This window comes from Burkholderia sp. AU39826 (genome assembly GCF_020419965.1).
GTDB lineage: Bacteria > Pseudomonadota > Gammaproteobacteria > Burkholderiales > Burkholderiaceae > Burkholderia > Burkholderia semiarida.
The window spans coordinates 122,548-145,526 of the sequence record NZ_JAIZQG010000003.1 but is presented as its reverse complement, the minus strand read 5'-3'; the positions used below and the strand labels follow the sequence as shown (position 1 = coordinate 145,526).

General features: G+C 67.9%; 17 protein-coding genes and 1 pseudogene. 4 read left to right on the top strand and 14 right to left on the bottom strand.

Features of this window, described 5'->3' with window-relative positions; translation table 11 throughout:
* Positions 1-388: 388 nt before the first annotated feature.
* Both LGM42_RS09670 and LGM42_RS09665 read right to left on the bottom strand, forming a co-directional pair.
* Entirely contained in the window at positions 389-1,393 is a 1,005-nt protein-coding gene (locus LGM42_RS09670; RefSeq protein WP_060317685.1) for a VacJ family lipoprotein, read from the bottom strand.
* Positions 1,386-4,019: an MMPL family transporter gene (locus LGM42_RS09665; protein ID WP_226232097.1), complete on the bottom strand. Its 2,634-nt coding sequence runs from the start codon at positions 4,017-4,019 to the stop codon at positions 1,386-1,388. Before LGM42_RS09665 ends, LGM42_RS09670 begins: the two co-directional genes overlap by 8 nt.
* A 327-nt stretch (positions 4,020-4,346) precedes the next feature.
* Here LGM42_RS09665 and LGM42_RS09660 point away from each other — a divergent pair, with 327 nt between their 5' ends.
* Positions 4,347-4,943 carry a phospholipid-binding protein MlaC gene (locus tag LGM42_RS09660; RefSeq protein WP_059581520.1) on the top strand — a complete coding sequence of 199 codons (597 nt, stop codon included), beginning with the start codon at positions 4,347-4,349 and terminating at the stop codon, positions 4,941-4,943.
* 253 nt (positions 4,944-5,196) lie between these two features.
* Here the strand turns inward: LGM42_RS09660 and LGM42_RS09655 are convergent, their stop codons facing one another.
* The 7 genes and pseudogenes from LGM42_RS09655 to LGM42_RS09625 form a co-directional block, all read right to left on the bottom strand.
* Positions 5,197-5,415 (bottom strand): hypothetical protein, encoded by a 219-nt coding sequence (locus LGM42_RS09655; protein WP_081083364.1) that lies wholly within the window; start codon positions 5,413-5,415, stop codon positions 5,197-5,199.
* Between the two features lie 347 nt (positions 5,416-5,762).
* A complete protein-coding gene (locus LGM42_RS09650; RefSeq protein ID WP_059581523.1) occupies positions 5,763-6,407 on the bottom strand; it encodes a response regulator in 645 nt (214 codons plus the stop codon).
* A 31-nt stretch (positions 6,408-6,438) separates the two neighbouring features.
* On the bottom strand, positions 6,439-7,824 hold the full coding sequence (locus tag LGM42_RS09645; RefSeq protein WP_226232096.1) for a cache domain-containing protein: 1,386 nt from the start codon (positions 7,822-7,824) through the stop codon (positions 6,439-6,441).
* A 207-nt stretch (positions 7,825-8,031) separates the two neighbouring features.
* Complete coding sequence (locus LGM42_RS09640; protein ID WP_059581528.1) at positions 8,032-9,600, bottom strand: sensor domain-containing diguanylate cyclase; 1,569 nt, start codon at positions 9,598-9,600, stop codon at positions 8,032-8,034.
* 573 nt (positions 9,601-10,173) lie between these two features.
* Entirely contained in the window at positions 10,174-12,348 is a 2,175-nt protein-coding gene (locus LGM42_RS09635) for a malate synthase G (protein WP_226232095.1), read from the bottom strand.
* 39 nt (positions 12,349-12,387) lie between these two features.
* Positions 12,388-12,792 carry a GlcG/HbpS family heme-binding protein gene (locus tag LGM42_RS09630; protein ID WP_059581533.1) on the bottom strand — a complete coding sequence of 135 codons (405 nt, stop codon included), beginning with the start codon at positions 12,790-12,792 and terminating at the stop codon, positions 12,388-12,390.
* 25 nt (positions 12,793-12,817) lie between these two features.
* Positions 12,818-13,114: pseudogene (locus LGM42_RS09625) on the bottom strand (hypothetical protein); the annotation flags it as partial.
* A gap of 51 nt (positions 13,115-13,165) precedes the next feature.
* On the opposite strand from LGM42_RS09625, the gene LGM42_RS09620 reads away from it, so the two are divergent.
* Both LGM42_RS09620 and LGM42_RS09615 read left to right on the top strand, forming a co-directional pair.
* Positions 13,166-14,593 (top strand): DEAD/DEAH box helicase, encoded by a 1,428-nt coding sequence (locus LGM42_RS09620; protein WP_226232094.1) that lies wholly within the window; start codon positions 13,166-13,168, stop codon positions 14,591-14,593.
* A 172-nt stretch (positions 14,594-14,765) separates the two neighbouring features.
* Complete coding sequence (locus tag LGM42_RS09615) at positions 14,766-15,149, top strand: hypothetical protein (RefSeq protein WP_060011169.1); 384 nt, start codon at positions 14,766-14,768, stop codon at positions 15,147-15,149.
* Between the two features lie 246 nt (positions 15,150-15,395).
* Here LGM42_RS09615 and LGM42_RS09610 read toward each other — a convergent pair whose 3' ends face one another.
* From LGM42_RS09610 to LGM42_RS09590, 5 genes are all read right to left on the bottom strand, one after another.
* Positions 15,396-16,247, bottom strand: a complete 852-nt coding sequence (locus LGM42_RS09610; RefSeq protein WP_006482683.1) for a carbohydrate ABC transporter permease — start codon at positions 16,245-16,247, stop codon at positions 15,396-15,398.
* 21 nt (positions 16,248-16,268) lie between these two features.
* Positions 16,269-17,213 carry a carbohydrate ABC transporter permease gene (locus LGM42_RS09605; RefSeq protein ID WP_226232093.1) on the bottom strand — a complete coding sequence of 315 codons (945 nt, stop codon included), beginning with the start codon at positions 17,211-17,213 and terminating at the stop codon, positions 16,269-16,271.
* Between the two features lie 54 nt (positions 17,214-17,267).
* Complete coding sequence (locus tag LGM42_RS09600; RefSeq protein WP_226232092.1) at positions 17,268-18,527, bottom strand: ABC transporter substrate-binding protein; 1,260 nt, start codon at positions 18,525-18,527, stop codon at positions 17,268-17,270.
* Positions 18,528-18,593: 66 nt separating this feature from the next.
* The gene (locus LGM42_RS09595; protein ID WP_226232091.1) at positions 18,594-20,585 is read right to left on the bottom strand and encodes a beta-galactosidase; all 1,992 of its coding nucleotides are present in this window, start codon (positions 20,583-20,585) and stop codon (positions 18,594-18,596) included.
* Positions 20,586-20,594: 9 nt separating this feature from the next.
* On the bottom strand, positions 20,595-21,743 hold the full coding sequence (locus LGM42_RS09590; RefSeq protein ID WP_226232090.1) for an ABC transporter ATP-binding protein: 1,149 nt from the start codon (positions 21,741-21,743) through the stop codon (positions 20,595-20,597).
* 189 nt (positions 21,744-21,932) lie between these two features.
* Between LGM42_RS09590 and LGM42_RS09585 the strand changes: the two genes are divergently transcribed.
* Positions 21,933-22,958: a LacI family DNA-binding transcriptional regulator gene (locus LGM42_RS09585; RefSeq protein ID WP_226232089.1), complete on the top strand. Its 1,026-nt coding sequence runs from the start codon at positions 21,933-21,935 to the stop codon at positions 22,956-22,958.
* Positions 22,959-22,979 lie beyond the last annotated feature (21 nt).

Genomic DNA, 22,979 nt, shown 5'->3' with positions numbered 1-22,979 from the left:
GAGCAGAGAGGCTGATGCGTTGGAGGTCTGTAAGAGATTTCGACCCACGGTCAAGCAGATCAGGAATTTCTTCACGAGGGCATATCCGGTCGAGGGATATATGTTTTCTCACGAACGGTATTCTTCGTGTTATGCGGCGGGAACTTTGAAATTCGATGACGGCAGTTCGGGGAAGTGGGATCTATCTTCAAGTGGCGTTGCTACATTTATCTTCACGAGAGGCGATGCAGTAACGCTTTTTTATAAAAACAATAAATGGTACGACCCGTTTGCTTGTACTTATGGGCTGGGCGACGTTGGGGAATGCTAGGTTGCCAGGCCCGGTGTGAAAAAAAAGAGCGCTGCATCATGCAGCGCTCTTCGTTTGTGCGCGGCCGCCGTTGCGGCGTTACTGCGCGGCCGGAGCGCTCGCGGGCAGCGTCGGCATCGCCGGCGCGATCGGCGCGCCGTTGGCGGCCGGCGCCGTGGTGGCGCCCGACGATGCCGCCGCCGGTGCCGCAGCAGACGTACTCGCCGGCATCGCACTGTCCGCGCCCGGATCGTCGTACTGCGGCAATCCAGGTGCCGCCGGCGCGTTGTTCGGCGTGGCGCCCGATGTGCCGCCCGCATCGCCCGGATCCTCGTAGTTCGGCAGCCCCGGCACGCCCGGCGTCGCGGCCGGCACGGCGCCCGCTTCGCCCGGCTCGTTGTAGTTCGGCGCCGCGGCCGATGCCGACTGGCCGCGATACGTGAGCGACTTGCGCTGCTGCAGGTACGCGTCGCGCACGAACGAATACGGATCGAGCGCGGCCTGCTTCAGCAGGTCGGTCGCGCCGAGCAGGTCCGAGCGCGCGCTGATGAACTGTGCGATGTACATCGGATTGCGCGCGGCCGGCTCGATGTAGTTCAGCAGGTTGAAGCGCACGTCCACCGCGCGGCCGACGCCGTCGCGGATCGTGCTCGGCCCGAACACCGGCAGCACGAGGTACGGGCCGGACGGCATGCCCCAGCGCGCCATCGTCAGCCCGAAATCCTGGTGATGCTTCGGCAGCCCGGCCGGCGTCGCGATGTCGATCAGGCCGGCGACGCCGAACAGCGAGTTCATCGCCACGCGCATCAGATCCTGCGTCGCATCGGTGATGCGCAACTGCAGCAGGTTGTTCGCCATGTTGCCGAGATCGCCGAGGTTCGAGAAGAAGTTGCTGATCGCGGTGCGCACCGGCGTCGGCGTGACTTTCTGGTAACCCTTCGCGATCGGCTGGGCGATGTTCGTGTCGACCGTGTCGTTGAACTTGTACATCGCCCGGTTCATCGGCTCGAGCGGGTCGTTGGGATTGCGGTTCGGTCCCGTCGCGCAGCCGGTCAGCATCGCGCTGGCGGCGACGGTCGCCGCAATGATTCGCACCTTATTCATTGATTCCTTGCGATTGGTTCTTGGCGCGCTTGACGCGCGGTTTGCCCATCAGGACGGGCTGGAACACCACGGCACCGATCAGCGTGCAGGTCAGGGCCAGCGCGAGCAGCTTGCCCATGCTCGACGTGCCCGGATGATGCGACAGCCACAGGCTGCCGAAGGCGGTCGCCGTCGTCGCGGCGCTGAACAGCACGGCGTGCGTGAGGCTCGAATGCAGCAGCCCCGTCTGCCCCGCGCGCCACGCCATCACGAAATACACCTTGAACGCGACGCCGACGCCGAGCATCAGCGGCAGCGCGATGATGTTCGCGAAGTTCAGCGACATGCCGAGCACGACGCACATCTCGAGTGTCACGATGCCCGACACGAGCAGTGGCACCAGCGTGCGCAGCACGTCGCCGAAGCGGCGCAGCGTGACCCACAGCAGGATCGTGATCGAGATGATCGACCACAGCGCCGCATGCAGGAACGCGTTGATGATCGTGTCGGCCGAATGCAGGATCGAGATCGGCCCGCCGGTCGCGCCCGGCTCCGCGGCCTTCACGGCCTTCGCGAAACGGCGCAGCATCGTGTCGTCGTTCGGGTCGACGCCCTTCGGCACCTTCGGCGAGATCTGCACGAGCGCATGGCCGTCCGGCGCGACCCAGTCGCGCACGACCTGCGGCGGCAGCGATTCGCGCGTGATGTCCTCCGGCTGCAGCAGCGCGGCGAGCTGGTTCAGCGCGATGCGCAGCGTATCGGAGAACGCGCGTTCGGCACGGTCGCGCGTCGCGCTGTCGGCGGCTGCGAGCTTCGCGAGCGACGCGGACAGGTGCTGCGCGGCGGCCGCGCCCGGGCCCGGGTGATCTTCGGCCGCATAGCTCAACAGGTCCGACACGCGCTTGAGCGCGGCCACGCGCTGCGCGTCGGTCGCGGGCGGCGCGGCCGGCTGCGTCAGTGCGGGCAGCAGCTCGCTTGCGGCCGCGGCGATCGCCGCGCGCTTGGCCGGCTGGTCGGCGGGGATGAAGGTCGACAGCGTGGTCGTGCGGCCCACTTCGGGCAGCGCGTCGAGGCGCTTCGCGGCCGCGTCGGCTTCGGCAAGCGACGGTGCGAGCAGCGTGACGTCGTTGACGGCGGCTTCCGGCGAATCCTTCAGCGCGAGCAGCGTCGCCATCGATTCGCTGTTCGGATCCTTCAGGTGCAGCGGGTTGAAGTCGAAATGCAGGAACGCGAGCAGCGGCAGCGCGCCGATCACGACCGCCAGCGTGCCGATCAGGATCGGCTTGCGATGGCGATCGAGATAATCGTCGACCGGCGCGAGCCACGGGAAGCCCGGTGTCTTCGATTCGCCCGGCGGCGCGAACAGGCGCAGCAGCGCGGGCAGCAGCGTGAGCGTGGTCAGCAGCGCGACGAACATCCCGACGCCCGCGATCAGGCCGAGCTCGGACACGCCGCGATAGGCCGTGGGAATGAACGAGAAGAAGCTCGCCGCGACCGCTGTGGTGGCCAGCGCGAGCGGCATGCCCATCGAGTGCGCGGCGCCGATCAGCGCGTGATCGATGCGTTGATCGCGGAAGCGTTCCTCGCGGTACTTCACGCCGTACTGGATCGAGAAATCGACGCCGAGGCCGACGAACAGCACCATGAACGCGACCGAGATCATGTTCAGCGAGCCAACCATCGCGAGGCCGAGCGCGGCCGTCACGACGAGGCCGACGAACAGCGTGACGAGCACCGAGCCGATCATCCGCTTCGAGCGCAGCGCGAGCCACAGGATCACGAGTACGGCGAGCAGCGTGAGCACGCCGTTGAGCGCGGCGCCGTCTTCGACCGACGCGAATTCGTCGTCGGCGAGCGGCTGTTCGCCGGTCAGGCGCACGGCCGCGCCGTAGCGCTTGTCGAGATCGAGCGACCGGGCCGCGTCGCGGATCACCTGGCTCGTTGCCGCGCCGGCCTTCAGCGCGCCGTAGTTGACCACCGGCTGCACGGTGACGAACGCGCGCGCGGGCTGCCGCGCGGCATCGTTGTCGACCAGCGCGCGCCACGAGAACGCGGCCGGCTTGCCGGCCAGCACGTCGTCGACCGTCGCGGCGCTGCGCGCGAGCAGCTTCGCCATCGCGGGCAGCTTCACCTGGCCGGTCAGGAGCGGCTGGCCGAGCGTGGTGGACAGCGTGGTGGCGAGCCCCGTGAGGCTCGGGTTCTTCGCGAGTTCGTTGACGAGCGGGCGCGCGCTCGCGAGCTGGGCGGTCGTATCGGAGACTTCCTGCGGCGACAGGAACAGCAGCCCGTTGTGCTCGAAGAACGGCCCGCCGCCCGGTTCCGCGACCGGGCCGATGCGGCCGGCGGCGGCATCCTTCTGCAGCGCTTCGGCCAGCGCATGCGCGGCGGCGGTCGCGAACTCCGGCGCGGGCGCCTCGACGACCGCGAGGATCGTGCCGTTGCGTTGCGGGAACGCCTTGTCGACGGCCTGGCTGAGCGCGGCCCATTGCGGTTCCGCATCGACGAGCTTGCTGATGTCGGTGTTGATCTTGAAATGCTGCGCGACGTAGACGCCGCTGAAGGCGGCGATGACGAGCGACAGGACGACGACCCAGACGGGGCGGCGCACCGACCACGCAACGAGTCGGACGATGAGAGATGTCACCATGTGGCGGTGGGGAGCGGCTGGCTAGGGCAAAGTAGCCAAGTATACCGGCGCGGCGCGGCGACGGTCGTGACGGTGGGGAGATTCGGGGCGGGAAGGATATTTGCTTCCGGCGTGGCAATCGGAGTGCGCGGTCGGTTCATTTGTATGGGGATATTTACATAATGGGGCGCGGCGACGCGCCGACATGCGGCCAAGCGCCTGTGACAAACGGCGCTGAAAGGTAACAGTCGGTCACCGGGCGGCACCGGGGCGTCGGGCCCGGTATACTTTGCTCCACCGGCCGATGCAAAGAGCCGGCCGTTTTTTTCCATCGAGTGCGAAATTCGTATGAAACGTCATCTGTTTGCTTTCGTCGCGGCGGCCGCCGTGTCGGTTTCCGCTTTCGCGCAGAGCGCGCCGGTCGATGTCGTCCGCACGGCGGTCGAGGGCACCGTCAATGCGATGAAGGCCGATCCGGCCGCGCGCGGCGGTGACATGGCGAAAATCACGCAAGTCGTCGAGCAGCGCTTCCTGCCCGTGACGAACTTCGAGCGCACGACCCGCATCGCGGTCGGCGACGCATGGAAGCAGGCCACGCCGCAACAGCAGCAGGAGCTGTACAAGCAGTTCAGGCTGCTGATGACGCGCACCTACGCCGCGTCGCTCGCGCAGCTCGGCAACCAGGACGCGAAGTTCTCGTTCAAGCCGGGCGGCGCATCGGGCGCCGACGCGCTCGTGCAGTCGACGGTGACGACGCCGGGCGACAGCCAGTCGGTCGGCTATCGTCTCGGCAAGGTCGGCAACGACTGGAAGATCTACGACATCGACATGTCGGGTGCGTGGCTGATCCAGGTCTACCAGGGCCAGTTCAAGAGCCAGCTCGCGGCGGGCGGGATCGACGGCCTGATCGCGTATCTGCAGAAGCACAACTCGCGGACGAATTGACGGCTGCCGAGCGATGCGCGACTGAAATGCGGCTCGCAAACCATGACGCCCCGGACGCGGATGCTGCCGGGGCGTTTCACATTGCGCCGTGGCCGGGCAATACCCGCCCGCCTCGGCGCAAGCCGATCGATGCCGGGCCGGACGCTGCGAGTCTGCGGTGACAATCCGTTCGGCAAAGTGCCGGACGGCAGGTTCCGTCATCCAGCAGGCTGCCTTGCCATGGCATGAATGGCCGCCGTGCGGCATGCCCCCCTCACGGCTCGCGTCGTCGATTTTCGTCGGTGACTTGCCGCAGCGCCTTGGGAAGCCTGCGGTTATCGATAAGCAGCGCGAAGACGGTAATTGCCAGGATGATCGTCGGTGCATTCTTTCCCGACATTCGGGCAAACGCGCTCGCCAGCCCGGCGCACAAAAACGCAACCAGCAAAAGCAGTAACCGGTCCTTCCACCACGCGTACGAACCCAGTTTCACGTTGCGACCTCAGCTATATCGGCGGCGAGTACACGCGAGCCCTTTGCGCGCATACATTGCACGCGCCGGATTTTCCGCGTCGAATATTTCGGGATGCATTTTCAAATGCAATTGAAGGCGGTAGGGCACGTAGATGGCCGTTCGCGTGCCACCGGCATTCGATTCGAATGTCGTGGCCACCGGAATAGTGTCATCTATCCAGCGAGGGGGCGATTGGACAAGTATGAAATCGGACGAGCGAATTGCGCGTGGCGCAAGGCAGACGCGCTGGCGTATTGCGCGCTGCGGGTTTGTGGCCGTTCGCGCGACGGTCTTGGCGCGGGGGTGCAAGCCGCCCCGGTGTCACCCTACCGCCGCCGATGCTCGACCGCGAACTTGATCAGCTCGGCCTGCCCTTCGATCTCCAGCTTGCGCTTCAGGTTGAGCCGATGCGTCTCGACCGTGCGTACCGACAGCCCCGTCTGCTGCGCGATCTGCTTGCTCGACAGCCCTTCGGCCAACATGTCGAGGATGTCGCGTTCGCGCGGCGTCAACCTGTCCAGCGGCGACGCCGTCGCGCTGGCCTGGATCATCCGTGCGGCGAGCCCTTCGCTGAAGAAGGTCTGCCCGGCCAGCACCGCACCGATCGCGCGCACGATCTCGCTCGCGGGCGAATCCTTAAGCAGATAGCCGCTCGCACCGGCGCGCACCGCCTGCGTCACGTATTCGATGTTGTCGTGCATCGACAGCATCAGCACGCGAATGCCCGGAAAGCGCTCGTGGAACACGCCCGCGAGCGTGATGCCGTTCATTCCGTTCATGCCGACGTCCATCAGCGCGAGATCGGGTTCGAGCGACGCGGCGAGCGCGAGCGCCTCGTCCGCGTTGCCGGCCTCGCCGACTACCGACAGGTCGGCGGCTTCGAGCCGCATCCGCAAGCCGTCGCGCACGAGCGGGTGATCGTCGACGAGCAGCAGTCGCGCGGCGGGCCGGGCGGTATCGGGGGCGCTCATGGGCAAAAGTCTCCGGTTAGGGTGCGCGTGCTCAGGCGGCGGCACGCCGCAGCGGCACGCGCGCGGCCACGACGGTGTGGCCGACCTGCGACGTGATCGTCAGCGTGCCGCCGAGCGCGTCGAGGCGTTCGCGCATGTTGCGCAGGCCGATGCCGCGGCTCGCGTCGGCCTGCGAGCGTTCGGCGTCGAAGCCGCAGCCGTTGTCGGCGATGGTCAGCGTGACGGATTGCGCGCCGACGTCCAGCGTGACGGCCGCGCGCGACGCCCGCGCATGATGCACGATGTTGCTCAGCGCTTCCTGCGCGATCCGGAACAGCGCGGTATTGACGGCTTCGGGCAGCGGCCGCGTGCCGCTGTGCGCGACCTGCGTATAGCCGATGTCGATGCCGCTTTCGGCGCCGAGCTCGCGCACGAGTTGTTCGAGCGCGGCCGCGAGGCCGAGATCGTCGAGCATCGACGGCCGCAGCGCATGCGAGATGCGCCGGACTTCGCGCAGCGTGTCGCCGAGCCGCCCGACGCCCGACGCGAGCGCCTGCTCGGCTTCCGGCACGCGCGACGCGCCGCGCTCGAAGCGCGCGAGCGCGGATTCGAGCATCAGCTTCGCGGACACCATCATCTGGCTGATCCCGTCGTGCAGCTCGCGCGACAGCCGCGCGCGTTCCTGCTCCTGCGATTCGACGACGCGCTGCGCGAGCAGCTTCAGCTTCGCGTCGGCGCTGCGCGACTCGCTGACGTTCAGCACCAGCGCGCACACGGCGATCGCCGCCGCGCCGGTGAGCGCGATCGCGGTCAGCCAGCTCATCGTGCGCTCGATGTTCGCGGACGCGCGCGCGTCGATGCGCTGCAGCGCGGTGTCGACGTCGTCGAGATAGATGCCGGTGCCGACCATCCAGCCCCAGCGCTCGAGCGCGACGACGTAGCCGAGCTTCGGCGCGACGCGGCCCGTCGACGGCCGCTGCCATGCGTAGCGCACGTAGCCGCCGCCCTGCGACGCCGCGCCGATCAGCTTCTGGATGGTGAGCGCGCCCTGCGGGTCGCGCATCGACCAGAAGTTGTGGCCGACGCGCTCGGGCTCGCGCGGATGCATCAGCGAATTGCCGTGCAGGTCGTAGACGAAGAAATAGCCGTCGGGGCCGAAATCCATCTTCTGCAGCATCGCGAGCGCCTGCGTGTGCAGCAGCGCGTCGTCGCGCGCATTGCGGCCGCTCGCGTCGTAGAGCGGCATGATCGCGCTCGTCGCGAGCTCGACGTAGTGTTTCAGCTCGACTTCCTTGCTCGACAGGTACGCGGCCTGGATCGTCGCGTGCTGCGTGCGCGCGAGTGACGTCGCCTGGTGGCGCACGCCGAAGCCGATGCCGGCGATCGTGAGCAGGAACGGCACGATGGCCAGAAGGAAGATCTTTGCCTTGAGTCTCATGGTGGTGCGAAGCGGCCGTGAAGCGGCGCGGCCGGCTAGGTGCGGCCGGCCAGGCGCGGCCGGCCAGGCGCGGCCGGCCAGGCGCGGCCGGGGCGCTGCCGACAGGCGCGGGCCGGCCGGGCGCATCGGCCGCGCGGCCGCGTATCGAGCCGATATTGTCGGCGATTTTGCAGGCGGACGGCGGCTGCCCCGCCGCTGCCCGTACGCTCAGGCCCGCCGCGATTCGAGATCGACGGGCGGCGTGGCCGCCGTCTGCACGACGACGCGGTTGCGCCCGCCTTCCTTCGCCCGATACAGCGCATCGTCGGCGAGCTTCAGCGCGGCCTGGATGTTGTCGTCGCGTTCGGGATAACTGGTCGTCACGCCGATGCTCACGGTCAGCCGGCCGACCGTGCCGGCGTCGTGCCGGATGCCGAGATCGAGGATGCCGGTGCGGATCGTTTCGGCGATCGTCGCCGCGCCGTCGCTATCGATGTCCGGCAGCACCACGACGAATTCCTCGCCGCCGTAGCGCGCCGCATAGTCGGCCGGGCGGCGCAGGCAGCCGGCGATGCAGTGGCCGACCGCGGCGAGCGCGTCGTCGCCGGCCTGGTGGCCCTGCGTGTCGTTGTAGTGCTTGAAGTAATCGACGTCGATGAACAGTAGCGACAGCGGATGTTGCGAGCGCGCGGCGCGCCGCCATTCGCGCGCGAGCGTGACGTCGAGCATCCGGCGGTTGTCGAGGCCCGTCAGGCCATCGGTGCGCGCGAGCGCCTGCAGCTCGGTTTCGGCGCGATGGCGTTTGCGCAGTTGCACGTCGAGCAGCAGCGACAGGCCGACGAAGCCGATCGCAAGCGCCACCATCGCGGAGCCGATCGGGATCGCACGGTCGTACCACGCGGCGTAGGTGTCCGCTTCCGAGCGCGCGACCATGACGATGAGCGGCAGGTGATCGAGGTGCCGGAACACGTACAGGCGCCGCACGCCGTCGATCGACGCGGTGTCGGCGAAGCTGCCTTCGCTGGCGGTCATGAATTGCCGGAACGTACTCGCGCGGCTGATGTCGCGGCCGACGATCCTGGGGTCGTACGGCTCGCGCGCGACCATCCTGCCGTCCGTGTTGATCAGCGCGACCGAGCCGCGATCGCCGAGCGACAGGCGCGAGAACAGGTTCTGGAAATATTCGAGCCGGATCGACATCACCGCGACGCCGCCGAACGACCCGTCGGGCCGCGTGATCCGCCGGCTGAGCGCGATGCTCGGCGAGCCGCCGCGCAGCCGCGAATGATACGGGGGGCTGACGTACAGGCCGACGTCGGGGCGGTCGCGGTGCACGGCGAAGTACGGCTCGTTGCCGAAGTTGGCCTTGCGCGGCACGTCGCTCATGCCGTCGACCGCGATGTCGCCTTTCGCGTCGAGCACGTAGATGCCGCCGAGGTACTTGGCCGTCGTCGAGCGGTCGAACAGCACCTGGCGGCGCAGCGGCATCGGCAGCCTGGCGACCTCGGGGTCGTTCGCGCCGTCGACGACCGCCTGCAGCGACAGCGAATAGATCTCGATGTTGCGTTCGATGTCCCACGCCGCCATCAGCGCGAGGTTCTGCTGCATGCTGCGCGAGCGGTCGCGCGCGTCGATACGGCCTTCGTACAGCACGATCGCGCACAGGAGCAGCAGGATCAGCGCGATCAGCAGCCCCGTGTAGAAGATCAGGTGCGGCAGCAACAACCGGCGCAGATGAGCGGCGATACGGCTCGTCACGCCGGATTCGCTGGGCATTGCGTAGTTGGTTTCGGCCATGGTCCGTGGATGGGGGGCATCGTCGCCGGGCGGCGTGCCGATGCGATTGTTCGTATGGCTACCGGTGGCGACCCGGTGCGCAGCCCTGCCCGTGCATACCTTCCGTCCAGCGGAGAAAACGGGCACCGATTATCGACAACCGCGGCCAGATAAACCCGATATTCACAGGTAACATCGGCTGCAATTCGACGATCTGACAAATCGCGCGATGCGAATGCCACGGAGTATAACGCGCGTGTTTGCGTGCGCGGAAAATGTTGCGACCGGTTGATCGGGGTCAAATTATGGGGTAATCCCGCGCTTGCAAATATCGGGCGGATCGTTGCTGAGCAAGGCATTGCGGTGCGGCGGGAAAGTTCGCGCGGCTTCCGGCCGCGGATACCGGCGGATCGGCGGATTAACGGCGGGCGGGCGTCGCACGCGAAAGCGCGCGATATGCGCTGATTATCGGTTTCAACGGTCGGGTGAATACCCATGTGAAAACGGGCAGCCGCGAGGGCCGCCCGTTTCGCAAGGCCGGTGTACCACCGGCATGCGGCGCCCGGCATGCGGGACGAGCCCGCATGCGCAGGTTCATGCGCCGTGCTGCTGCGCCTTGAACGCGAGCCGGAACCGGTGCAGCAGCGGCTCGGTATAGCCGCTCGGCTGCGACGTGCCTTGCAGCGCGAGCGCGCACGCGGCCTTGAACGCGGTCGACCGGTCGTAATCGGGCGCCATCGGGCGATAGTTCGGATCCCCGGCATTCTGCTGGTCGACGACGCGGGCCATCCGCTTGAACACGTCGAGTACGAACGCCTCGGTGATCACGCCGTGGCGCAGCCAGTTCGCGATGTGCTGGCTCGAGATGCGCAGCGTCGCGCGATCTTCCATCAGGCCGACATCGTGGATGTCCGGCACCTTCGAGCAACCCACGCCCTGTTCGACCCAGCGCACGACGTAGCCGAGGATGCCCTGCGCGTTATTCTCGACCTCGCTCAGGATCTCGGCCTCGCTCCACGCGGCGCGCTCGACGACCGGCACGGTCAGCAGCCCTTCGAGCAGCGCGTCGCGCTCGCTCGCGTACGGCGTTTTCTCGAGTGCCTGCTGGACGGCCTGCACGTCGACGAGGTGGTAGTGCAGCGCGTGCAGCGTCGCCGCGGTCGGCGACGGCACCCATGCGGTGTTCGCGCCGGCGCGCGGATGCGCGATCTTCTGCTCGAGCATCGCGTGCATCAGGTCCGGCATCGCCCACATGCCCTTGCCGATCTGCGCGCGGCCGCGCAGGCCGGCCGACAGGCCCGCGAGCACGTTGTTGCGCTCGTACGACTGGATCCACGCCGACGATTTCATGTCGCCCTTGCGGATCATCGGGCCCGCTTCCATCGCGGTGTGCATCTCGTCGCCGGTGCGATCGAGGAAGCCGGTGTTGATGAACGCGACGCGCGCGGCGGCGGCGGCGATACACGCGGCGAGGTTCACGCTGGTGCGGCGCTCCTCGTCCATGATGCCCATCTTCAGCGTGTTGCGCGGCAGGCCGTACAGATCCTCGATGCGCGCGAACAGCGTGTCGGCGAACGCGACTTCGGCCGGGCCGTGCATCTTCGGCTTCACGATGTAGATCGAGCCCGTGCGCGAGTTGCGCTTCGCCTTCAGGTCGTGCAGCGCGCACAGCGTCGTGACGACGCCGTCGAGGATGCCTTCCGGAATCTCGTTGCCGTCGCGGTCGAGCACCGCGCCGTTGGTCATCAGGTGGCCGACGTTGCGCACGAACAGCAGCGAGCGGCCGTGCAGCGACAGCGTGCCGCCGGCGGGCGTCGTGTACTCGCGATCGGCGTTCAGCCGGCGCGTGAAGGTCTTGCCGCCCTTCGCGACTTCCTCGACCAGCGTGCCCTGCATCAGGCCGAGCCAGTTGCGGTAGAGCTGGACCTTGTCGTCCGCGTCGACCGCCGCGACCGAATCCTCGCAGTCGATGATCGTGCTGACCGCGGCTTCGAGCACGACGTCCTTCACGTTGGCGAGATCGGCGCGGCCGATCGGCGTGGATGCATCGATCTGGATCTCGAGGTGCAGGCCGTTGTGCTTGAGCAGGATCGCGGACGGCGCATCGGCCGCGCCCTGGTAGCCGACGAACTGCGCAGGCTGCGCGAGCCCGACGTCGCCCTTCGCGGTTTCCACCGCGAGCTGGCCGTCCTGCACGCGGTAGCGCAGCGCGTCGCGGTGCGAGCCGCTCGCGAGCGGCGCGGCGTTGTCGAGCACGTCGCGCGCGTAGTCGATCACGCGCTGGCCGCGCGTCGGGTTGTAGGCCGCGGTGCGTTCGGCGCCGCCGTCTTCCGGCAGCGCGTCGGTGCCGTACAGCGCGTCGTACAGGCTGCCCCAGCGCGCGTTCGCGGCGTTCAGCGCATAGCGCGCGTTCGACAGCGGCACGACGAGCTGCGGGCCGGCCTGCGTGGCGATCTCGCTGTCGACGTTCGCGGTGGCGGCGGCGACGTTCGACGGGACCGGCACGAGGTAGCCGATTTGTTCGAGGAATGCACGATACGCGGCATGGTCGCGTACCGGGCCGGGGTGCGCGCGATGCCACGCGTCGAGTTCCTGCTGCAGGCGGTCGCGTTCGGCGAGCAGCTCGCGGTTGCGCGGCGCGAGGTCGTGCACCAGGGCCGAGAAACCGCTCCAGAACGCGGCCTTGTCGATGCCGGTGCCCGGCAGCGCTTCGTTTTCAATGAACTGGCTCAGCGCTGGCGCGACTTGCAGTCCTGCTTGGTCGATCATCGTGAATCTTCCCGGGGAAAATGCGCGCGGTTTGGCTGGTTATTCCGCGACGCTCTGTGTGCCGGCGCGGGCGATCTGCGCGTCCTGTTCGGACTTTACGCCAGACACGCCGATCGCGCCCGCGATCCGGCCGCCGACCGTGACCGGCACGCCGCCTTCGAGCAACCCCGTCAGCGGCGCGCTCAGAAACGCGGTGCGGCCACCGTTGATCATATCCTCATACGCCTTCGTCTCGCGACGGCCGAGCGCCGCCGCGCGCGCCTTGTCCTGCGCGATGCAGCTGCTGGCCGGCGATGCGCCGTTCAGCCGCGCGAACGCGAGCAGGTGGCCGCCGTCGTCGACGACGGCGATCGACACGGCCCAGCCGTGGCGTTCCGCTTCCGCGCGGGCCGCGGCGAGCATGCGCTCGGCATCGGCCAGTTCGAGTTCGGGCTTCGTTTGCATGGCTTCCCTCCGGAATAGGCGGCCGGTCCACCAGCCGGTTGTCGACGCGCTCGATCCAGTGGCGCACGGGTGTGCGGCTCGCGCCATTCCGATGAGTCTGGCAGCCGACGTTGGCGGTGACAATCAGGTCCGGCCGCGAGCGCGCCGACGCCCGCGCGCCTTCTCCGCATGGGCGGGGTCGGAGCGCGACAGGCCGCCGTATTCCTTCATGAACTTGCCGCCGCCGCTTGCGGTCGGTGGCGATCGCTGCCGCGCCGGCTTCGATCGCGGGCCACCACGCGTCGACGTTGTGGCTCGACGGCCGGACGTGAGCGGGCGGGGCTTGGCCGGCGCGGTAACCGCTAGAATTGCGGTTTTAGCCCGGAACACGTCCATGTCTTTTGCCTCGCTTGGCCTGATCGAGCCGTTGCTGCGTAATCTGCAGGGCCTCAATTACCAGACACCCACGCCGGTGCAGGCCAAGGCGATTCCCGCCGTGCTCGGCGGCAAGGACGTCATGGCCGCCGCACAGACCGGCACCGGCAAGACGGCCGGTTTCGCGCTGCCGCTGTTGCAACGGCTGGCGCAACACGGCCCGGCGGTATCCAGCAACCGTGCGCGCGTGCTGGTGCTGGTGCCGACGCGTGAACTGGCCGAGCAGGTGCTGCAAAGCTTCGTCGAGTACGGCAAAGGCCTCGATCTGCGATTTCTGGCCGCCTACGGCGGCGTGAGCATCAATCCGCAGATGATGAAGCTGCGCAAGGGCGTCGACGTGCTCGTGGCGACGCCCGGCCGTTTGCTCGACCTCAATCGCCAGAACGCCGTGCAGTTCGATCAGGTGCAGACGCTCGTGCTCGATGAAGCCGACCGCATGTTCGATCTCGGCTTCGCGCGCGAACTCGACGCGGTCTTTGCCGCGTTGCCCGCCAGGCGCCAGACGCTGCTGTTCTCGGCCACGTTTTCGGACGAAATCCGCAAGATGGCCGCGAGCATTCTGCGCAGCCCGGTCGATATCAGCGTCAGCCCGCCCAACGCCACGGCCAGCAAGATCAAGCAGTGGGTGGTGACGGTCGACAAGCGGAACAAGCCAGAGCTCTTCATGCACCTGGTGGCCCAAAACAAGTGGGAACACGCGCTGGTGTTCGTCAAGACCCGCAATGGCGTCGACTATCTGGCGCTCATGCTGGAGAAAGCCGGCTATGCGGTCGATACGATCCACGGCGACAAGCCGCAACCCGCGCGTTTGCGTGCGCTGGAGCGCTTCAAGACGGGTGAAGTGCAGATGCTGGTCGCCACCGATGTGGCGGCGCGCGGGCTGGATATCGACGATCTGCCGCTGGTGATCAACGTCGATCTGCCGATCGTCGCGCAAGACTACGTGCACCGTATCGGCCGTACCGGCCGAGCGGGCGCGAGCGGCGTGGCCGTGTCCCTCGTGTGCGCCGATGAAGCGCCGCAACTGGCCGCGATCGAAGCGCTGATCCGGCAGACGCTGCGTCGGGAAGAAGAGCCGGGTTTCGAAGCCGAACACCGCGTGCCGGAAACCAGCGCGACGGGTCAGATCATCAAGAAACCCAAAAAGCCGAAGAAGCCCAAAGTGCCGCAAGCCGTGCCGGTCGCCAGGCAGGCGCCGGGCAAGAAGCCGCCCGCGCAACGGAGCGAAGGCAAGCGCAAGCCCGCGGCGCAGCAGGCGAAACCAGCCGTCGGCACGGGAACGGACTACACCGTCGGCAGCCCGTTCAGCGTGCGCAAGCCGCGCGGCAAACCGGCGGCGGGAAAGGCCGCGGGTGGTCGCGGCAAACCTGGCAAACCGTCCAGATAGCCCGATCCTTCGCTTTCGACGTGCCCGATACGATGGAGCCGTCCGATGCCGTGAACGCATACGGGTGGTTCGGAACAGCGCTGCCGGGTTTCTCGTGAGCGACCCGAAACCGCCCGCGATAGAAGCTTCGCGGCATGACCGATGATGTGCGATGACTGAAGTGAGAGATGGAATGACGACGACATTCGACGAGGCGACAACGGCGGCGATCGCCGCGTTTGCCCAACTGGATTTCTACACGGCCGTGCAAGCGATGCGCGCCGAAGCCGATTACGACCACGAACGAGACCAGTGGATCTCGCGCTATATCGACGAGCACGGCGGCGGCGTGGACGATGCGGAATACGACGCCCTGCACGCGCGAGCGCAGGCCACGCCGGAATACGCGCAGTTCATCGATGGGGTTCGGCGGGAAATTCTGGAGTACTTCGGCGTGACCGACGATCAACTGGACTGGATGGTCGTGCTGCGCGACGACGACAGCGATGAACTGTGGGCGGAAGTCAACCGGCAGCGGAACGCGCTGGGAACGGGTGAAGTGCGCGGAGATCTCTGACCGGGCCTGTCATTCGCCGGTACGTTGGGCGCGCCGTTGTGAAGGTCGGCTCCGCACCACGTATCGGACGCTCGCCGTTCATATCAGTCTTCTCGCTCATCCGATTCGTGGACGGTGTTGAAGCTGAACGGCGGGCCAGGGTTGCCAAACGAGATCCACCGAACCCGCGACGCATGAAAAAAGCCCGCCGAAGCGGGCAACCTCACGATGCGGAGGGGGAGATCCGAAAACGCGATCGGCGCGCGCTCAGCCTTTCGTCGCGCCGAACGTGAGCCCCGCGACGAAGTGCTTCTGCATCGCGAAGAACATCGCGACCGACGGCAGCGCGGCGAGAATCGACCCGGCCGATACGAGATTCCACGACGTCGTCCATTGCCCCTTCAGCGCCGCGACGCCCGCCGTGATCGGCGCCGCCTCGTCGCCCTGGGTGAGACACAGCGCCCAGAAGTAATCGTTCCACACGAACGTGAACACCAGAATCGCGAGCGCGGCCAGTGCCGGCCGGATCAGCGGCAGCACGATGCGCCAGAACACCGTCCATTCGCCCGCGCCCTCGATGCGCGCCGCCTCGATCAGCTCGAACGGCAACTGCTTGATGAAGTTGCGCAGGAACAGCGTGCAGAACCCCGTCTGAAACGCGACGTGAAACAGGATCAGCGCTTCGACGGTATTGAATACGCCGAGCCGCAGCGACAGGTCGCGCACCGGAATCATCAGCACCTGCACCGGCACGAAGTTGCCGGCGACGAACGTGCCGAACAGCGCGGTATTGCCGCGAAACCGGTAGGTCGCGAGCGCGAAGCCGGCCATCGCCGCGAGCGCGATCGAGCCGATGACCGACGGCACGGTGATCTGCACGCTGTTCCAGAAATAATGGAGCATCGGCGACGTGGTCAGCGCGTCGCGATAGTTCTCGATCATCGCGAAGCGGCGCGGCCAGCCCCAGTAGTGACCTTCGACGAGTTCCTCGGTCGAGCGCACCGACGTGACGAACACCGCGATCATCGGCAGCAGCCAGATCACGAGCGCGACGGGCAGCGACAGCTTGTACAGCCGGCGCGATACCGGCTTCCAGTGGGCAACGGGTGTCGGAAACATGATGAGTGAACTCCCGAAAGGTCACTGTTCGTTGCGCAGCATGCGGCGCAACTGGAACACGATGTAGACGAGCATGATCGCGAACAGCACGACGGCGATCGACGCGGAATAGCCGAGCCGGTAGTACTTGATCGCCTGGTCGTACATGTAATACGCGAGCACGGTCGAGCTTTCGAACGGGCCGCCGCCCGTCATCACCGAGATCAGGTCGAAGCTGCGCAGCGCGCCGATCACGGTGACGACGATCGCCATGAACGTGGTCGGCCGCAGTTGCGGCAGCACGACGTGCCACAACAGCGCGAAGCCGTGCGCGCCTTCCATCCGCGCGGCCTCGATCTGTTCCGGGTTGACCGACGTGAGGCCGGTCAGGTACAGGATCATGCAGTACGCCGTTTGCGGCCACAGCGCGGCGAACACGATGCCGAACGTCGCGTAGCGCGCGTCGCCGAGCACCGGGATCCCGTGCCCGGCGAGCAGCGCGAGCAGGCCGAAGGTCGGATCGTAGAACCACGAGAAGATCAGGCCGACCACCACGCCCGACAGCACGAACGGCGCGAAGAACAGCGACTTCACGAGCCGGATGCCGCCGACCGCCTGGTTCAGGTACAGCGCGAGCGCGAGGCCGAGCGGCGGCGCGAGCATGAACAGCAGGAGCCAGATCACGTTGTTGCGCAGCGCCGTGTAGAACGTCGGCGCATGCAGCAGCTCCGCGTAGTTCGCGAGGCCGACGAAGGTGCGCTCGGTCATCCCGTCCCAGTTGTACAGGCTCAGCGACAGCGTCGACAGGATCGGCCAGATCACATAGACGGCAACCATCGCGCAGGCCGGCGCGAGAAAGAGCCACGCGGCGCGCCGTTGCCGCCGCACGGCGGGCGACGGGCGGCGGGCGCGCCATGCACTGGCGGACGAGCCGCGCGACGGCGGCGCGGTGCCGTCGCGCGGGGTGGACGTGGTCGGACTGGACACGGCAAGCCTCCTGAACGGACACGGCGGCGCGCGGCCGCCGGTTGGGTCACGCGATCACTTCTTGTAGATCCGCTTGCGGGTCTGTTCGAGTTGCGCGAGCACCGTATCGAGCTGCGCGGGATTCGCGACGAACTGCTGCATGCCCTTCATCCCCTCGTCGGCCATTTCCTTGGTCATGTCGCGGTCGTAGAACTGCGCGACGCCGCCCTTCGTGTCGGCGAGGATCCGGAAGCCGATGCGCGAGATCGGATCGGCCGGCTCGGGCGACTTGCTGTTGGCCGACAGCGAGCCGAGCCCTTCGGCGAGCTTCGCGCCGATCTCGGGCGTTTCGACGAATGCGAGGAACGTGTGCGCGTCGGCCTTGTTCTTCGCCTTGGTCGGGATGTGCAGCGATTCGACCGGGCCGTCCTCGGCGGTCGGCACCTTCGGGTCGATGATCGGGAAGCGGTAGTAGCCCATTTCCGGTTTCACGTTGGGCGGGAAACCCGCCGCGATGAAGGTGCCCATCAGCATCATCGCGGCCTTGCCCTGGAACAGGAACGGCTGCGCGCCGTCGAGATCGTAGGACAGCGCGTTGTCGATGAAGTAGCCGGCATCGATCAGCGATTTCCACGTCGTGTAGACCTTCTTCACGCGCGGGTCGGTGTACGGCACGTCGCCGGCCATCAGCTGCTGGTGGAACGCGTTGCCGTTCAGGCGTAGGTCGAGATAGTCGAACCAGCCGGCGAGCGTCCACGCGTCGCGGCCGCCGATCGCGATCGGCGTGATGCCGGCCGCCTTCAGCTTCCTGCACGCATCGAGAAACTGGTCCCACGTCTTCGGCTCGTCGGCGATGCCGACCTTGCGGAACAGGTCCTTGCGGTAGAACAGCCCCCACGAGTAGTAGACGGTCGGCGCCGCGTACTGCTTGCCGTTGTACGACGAGGCGCTGCGCGTCGACGCGTACATCGCGTCCCAGCCGTTCTTCGTCCAGTCGCCGCTCAAATCCTCGAACAGCCCGCGCTTCGCGTAGTACGCCATCCGCTCGCCCGCGTGCCAGTTCACGACGTCCGGCGCGACGGTCGTGAGCCACGCGGGGAGCTGCACCTTGTACGCTTCCTCGTCGACGAAGGTCGGCTTCACGTCGATGTCGGGATGGGCCTTGTGGAACGCTTCGATCGTCGACTGCCACACGGCGCGCTGGCTCGCGCCCTTGAACGCGATGTTGATCGTCAGCGTGCCGGCACCGGCGGGCGCCGCGGCGCCGAACGATGCGGATGCGATGGCGGCGGCGGTCGCCAGGCGGGCAGCGACGCGAAGGGGGCGATGGGTCATGAGTGTCTCCAGTCCTGTGTGTCGTTGTTTGTGCGTGACCGGCGCGTCTTCGCGCCGGGGCGGTTGCTACGAACGGCTTCGATACACGGCGATGCCTTGCGGCTCGACCTGCCCGGCGCCGAGCACGAACGCCGACGGCGGTACCGCGTCGATCGCGTGCGGTGTGTCGCCGTAGTTGAAGACGTAGGTCAGGCCGCCGCGGCGGCTCACGCGCACGGCGTCGCCGAGCGGCGTCGGGGCCAGGCCGGCCTCGGCCGCGATATCGGCGAACAGGCGCACGGTGGTCGCATCGTCGAACAGCGCGGCCCAGTAATGCAGCGTACCGTGCGATAGGCAGGCCGGATGGCCGTCGGCGAAGCGCGCGTGCACGACGCTGCGCGTGTCGTCGTGCAACTCGACGAAGTCGCGCCAGTGGCGCGCCGCGCCCGTGAGCGGCGACCCGTCGCGCAGCGTGCCGTCGATCCGTTCGGTCAGGTTCGGCCGCAGCGATTCGACGCGCCACACACGCACCGGCAGGATCGACGCGAGCGGGCCGGGCGGCAGCGCCGGCGGAATCTGCAGGTCGGCGGTTTTCGAGCCGGTGCGCGGGCCGAACACCGCGTGCGCACCCGATGCGGCGAGCCGCGACGCGAAATCGTCCGGCACGATCGGCAGCGGCGGCACGACGACGAGCCGATAGCCGTCGAGCGGTGCATGCGCGGACACGATGTCGACGTCGAGGCCGAGCGAGCGCAGCGCCGAGTAGTACTCGAACGCGAACCGCGGGTAGTGGAAATCGGCGCCCTGCGGCTGCACTTCGAACAGCCACTTCGCCTCGTAGTCGAAGACCAGCGCAACGGGCGCGCGCACCGCGCCGTTCGCGTCGGCATCCGCGCCGGCGTCGAGCACGGCGGCGATTTCCTGCGCGACGCGCCGCGCTTCGCGGCCGCCTTCGTCGAGCTGATTGTCGGGTGTGTTCAGGCCCGCGTGCATCTGCTCCTGCGCGAACGGCGCCTGCCGCCAGCGGAAGTACGACACGCAGCCCGCGCCGTGCGCGAACGCTTCCCAGCTCCACAGCCGCACCATGCCCGGCAGCGGCGCGGGATTCCAGTGCGCCCAGTTCACAGGGCCCGGCTGCTGCTCCATCACCCAGAACGGCAGCTTCGACATGCCGCGATAGAGATCGTGATTGAACGACGCGAAATCAGGATGGCCGGTGCGCAGCCAGCGCGCCTTCACGTCGGGCGCGAACCACAGCTCCTCGAGCGCGCCGAGCGGGTAGCTGTCCCACGTCGCGACGTCGAGGTCGCGCGCGACCTCGTAGTGATCGAACTCGGTGAACAGCTGCATGAAGTTGTGCGCGACCGGCCGGCCCGGCGAGTGCGCGCGGATCACGTCGACCTGCATCCGGTGATAGCGCGCGAGCTCGTCGGACGCGAAGCGCCGGTAGTCGAGGCGATGCGACGGATGGGCTTCGGTCACGGTGCCCACGGGCGCGTCCACTTCGTCGAAATGGCGATACTCCATGCTCCAGAACACGGTGCCCCACGCGCGGTTCAGCGCATCGATCGTGCCGTAGCGCGCCTTCAGCCATGCACGGAAGCGCACGAGCGCGGCCGGCGAATAGCTGACGACCGTCTGGTGGCAGCCCAGCTCGTTGTCGGTCTGCCAGTAGCGCACGGCCGGGTGGCGGCCGTAGCGTTCGGCAACCGCCGTGCAGATCTGGCGCGACGCTTCGAGATAGGTCGGCGACGAGAAATCGTAGTGGCGGCGTGAGCCGAACGCGCGCGGCCGGCCGTCGGCGCCGATCGCGAGAATGTCGGGATGGCGGTCGACCAGCCATTTCGGCGGCGTGGCGGTCGGCGTGCACATCACGATCTCGAGGCCGGCCGCGCCGAGCACGTCGACCGCACGGTCGAGCCAGCCCCAGTCGTATTCGCCGGGAGACGGCTCGATGCGGCTCCACGCGAATTCGGCGATCCGCACCTGCTCGATGCCGAGCGCTTTCATCCGGCGGGCATCGTCGGCCCACATCGATTCCGGCCAGTGTTCCGGGTAGTAACAGACTCCGAGGCGCATGCCCGATCCTTATGCGTAGTGGTGAACGTGAACGTCGGCGCGCGCGGGCACCGCGCGGCCGTCTTCGGTGAACAGGTGGCAGGCCGCGGCCGGCGCGTGCACGTGCACGCGTTCGCCGGTGCACACCTGCGCGTCGCCGGGCACCTTCGCGATCAGCGGTGCGCCGCCGGGCGGATCGAGATGCACGTAGGTCTGTTCGCCCAGGCGTTCGACGAGCACGACGTCGCGCGCGAGCGTCGTCGCGTCGGGCGCGGCGCCGAGCGTCAGGTGTTCGGGGCGGATGCCGAGCGTCACGGCCGTGCCGGCGCCGAGCGCCGAGCCGTCGCGCGGCAGCACGAAGGTTTCGCCGGACGGCACGAGCGTGACGCTCGTGCGCCGCGCGTCGCACGCGGTCACGACGGCCGGCAGGAAATTCATGCGCGGCGAGCCGATGAAGCCGGCGACGAAGCGGCTGGCAGGGTGGTGATAGAGGTCGAGCGGCGCGCCCACTTGCGCGATGCTGCCGTGCCGCGCGGTATCCGCGCCGGCGTGCAGCAGCACGATCTTGTCGGCGAGCGTCATCGCCTCGGTCTGGTCGTGCGTCACGTAGACGACGCTCGCGCGCTCGAACTGCCGATGCAGCTTCGCGATTTCGACGCGGGTCTGGCCGCGCAGCGCCGCGTCGAGGTTCGACAGCGGCTCGTCGAACAGGAACACGCCGGGCTCGCGCACGATCGCGCGGCCGATCGCGACGCGTTGCCGCTGGCCGCCCGACAGCGCCTTCGGCTTGCGCTCGAGCAGCGCGTCGAGCTGCAGGATGCGCGCGGCGTCGCGCACCTTCCGGTCGATCTCGGCCTTCGGCACGCGCGCGAGCTTCAGCCCGAACGCCATGTTCTCGTACACCGTCATGTGCGGAAACAGCGCGTAGCTCTGGAACACCATCGCGACGCCGCGCTCGGCGGCCGGCACGTCGTCGACGCGGCGGCCGTCGATCGACAGCTCGCCCGCGCTCAGATCCTCGAGCCCGGCGATCATGCGCAGCAGTGTCGATTTCCCGCACCCGGACGGCCCGAGAAACACGCAGAACTCGTGCGCGCCGATCTCCAGATCGACGTCGCGAATGACCGGCGCGTGCTCGCCGAAGGCTTTCTGCACGCGCCGCATCGAGATGCTCGCCATTGTCTCCGCTCCATGTTTTAATGCGCCATCCTGCTTGATTAAGCGCTTAATCATCGCGATCAAAAAAAGAGGCGATGCGATCGCGGCCGAGTCGCGCCCGTCGGTCGGGCGGCAAGGTGTGCGGCGATAGTGCGCCGCTTCGGCGAGCGAAGCAAATACTGGATCGACGTCTCATATAGTGGGCAAACGATGGCAACACTGGAAGAAGTGGCGCGCCGCGCCGGCGTGACGGCCGCGACGGTGTCGAACGTGCTGCGCGGCCGCGGCCGGGTCGGCGACGCGACGCGGGCGCGCGTGCTCGAAGCGGTCGACGCGCTCGGCTACCGGCCGCATCTCGCTGCGCGGGCGCTGGCGGAAGGCCGTGCGCCGACGGTCGCGTTGATGGTATCGAGTATCGCGAACCCGTTCTATCCGGAGTTCGCGCTGGCGGTCGAGCGCGCGGTGCGCCGCAACGGGCAGTTCCTGATCGTCTGCAATACGAATGAAGACCCGTTGCAGGGGCGCGCGTATCTCGACCAGATCGCCGGCACGATCTCCGAGGGGATTCTCGTGACCAATGCGAACCTGCACCTGCCGGATCTGCTCGACGTCGCGCGGCGCGGCGTGCCGGTCGTGCTGTGCCTGTGGGAGCGGCCCGACGCGCCGCCCGACGGTCTGCCGTGCGTGGCGATCGAGTTCCGCGAGGCCGGACGGATCGCGACGCGGCATCTGCTCGAGCTCGGTCACGAGAAGATCGGCGTGATCGTCGGCGGCGCGGCGAGCGGCGTGCAGGCGGCGCGCTACGACGGCTTCGTCGACGTGATGCGCGACGCGGGGCTCGACGCGTCGATCGTCGCGGCCGAGCGCGATTCGATCGAAGGCGGGCTGCGTGCGGCGGGCCGGCTGCTCGATGCGCACCCGCGGTTGACCGCGCTCGTCGCGACCAACGACCTGCCGGCGATCGGCGCGATGCATGCGGCCGCCGATCGCGGCCGGCGCGTGCCCGACGATCTGTCGATCGTCGGCATCACCGACATCCATCTCGCCCGCGACACGCGGCCCACGCTGACGACCGTCGCGATCCCGACCGCCGAGGCGGCCGGCCTCGCGGTCGAATTGCTCAATACGCTGCGCGAGGCGGGCGGGCAGGGCGGAGACGCATCGCGCGTGCGGGTCGCGTCACCGCCGACGCTGGCGGTGCGCGGGACGACCGGGCCGGTACCGCACGCGGCATAGCGAGGCGCGGGCGGTCGTGCG

Coding starts and splice junctions, on each gene's coding strand:
- LGM42_RS09590 (WP_226232090.1), bottom strand. CDS start 21,743: ATGGCGAGCATCTCGATGCGGCGCGTGCAGAAAGCCTTCGGCGAGCAC.
- LGM42_RS09640 (WP_059581528.1), bottom strand. CDS start 9,600: ATGGCCGAAACCAACTACGCAATGCCCAGCGAATCCGGCGTGACGAGC.
- LGM42_RS09665 (WP_226232097.1), bottom strand. CDS start 4,019: ATGGTGACATCTCTCATCGTCCGACTCGTTGCGTGGTCGGTGCGCCGC.
- LGM42_RS09615 (WP_060011169.1), top strand. CDS start 14,766: ATGACGACGACATTCGACGAGGCGACAACGGCGGCGATCGCCGCGTTT.
- LGM42_RS09620 (WP_226232094.1), top strand. CDS start 13,166: ATGTCTTTTGCCTCGCTTGGCCTGATCGAGCCGTTGCTGCGTAATCTG.
- LGM42_RS09660 (WP_059581520.1), top strand. CDS start 4,347: ATGAAACGTCATCTGTTTGCTTTCGTCGCGGCGGCCGCCGTGTCGGTT.
- LGM42_RS09670 (WP_060317685.1), bottom strand. CDS start 1,393: ATGAATAAGGTGCGAATCATTGCGGCGACCGTCGCCGCCAGCGCGATG.
- LGM42_RS09635 (WP_226232095.1), bottom strand. CDS start 12,348: ATGATCGACCAAGCAGGACTGCAAGTCGCGCCAGCGCTGAGCCAGTTC.
- LGM42_RS09595 (WP_226232091.1), bottom strand. CDS start 20,585: ATGCGCCTCGGAGTCTGTTACTACCCGGAACACTGGCCGGAATCGATG.
- LGM42_RS09645 (WP_226232096.1), bottom strand. CDS start 7,824: ATGAGACTCAAGGCAAAGATCTTCCTTCTGGCCATCGTGCCGTTCCTG.
- LGM42_RS09630 (WP_059581533.1), bottom strand. CDS start 12,792: ATGCAAACGAAGCCCGAACTCGAACTGGCCGATGCCGAGCGCATGCTC.
- LGM42_RS09585 (WP_226232089.1), top strand. CDS start 21,933: ATGGCAACACTGGAAGAAGTGGCGCGCCGCGCCGGCGTGACGGCCGCG.
- LGM42_RS09650 (WP_059581523.1), bottom strand. CDS start 6,407: ATGAGCGCCCCCGATACCGCCCGGCCCGCCGCGCGACTGCTGCTCGTC.
- LGM42_RS09600 (WP_226232092.1), bottom strand. CDS start 18,527: ATGACCCATCGCCCCCTTCGCGTCGCTGCCCGCCTGGCGACCGCCGCC.
- LGM42_RS09610 (WP_006482683.1), bottom strand. CDS start 16,247: ATGTTTCCGACACCCGTTGCCCACTGGAAGCCGGTATCGCGCCGGCTG.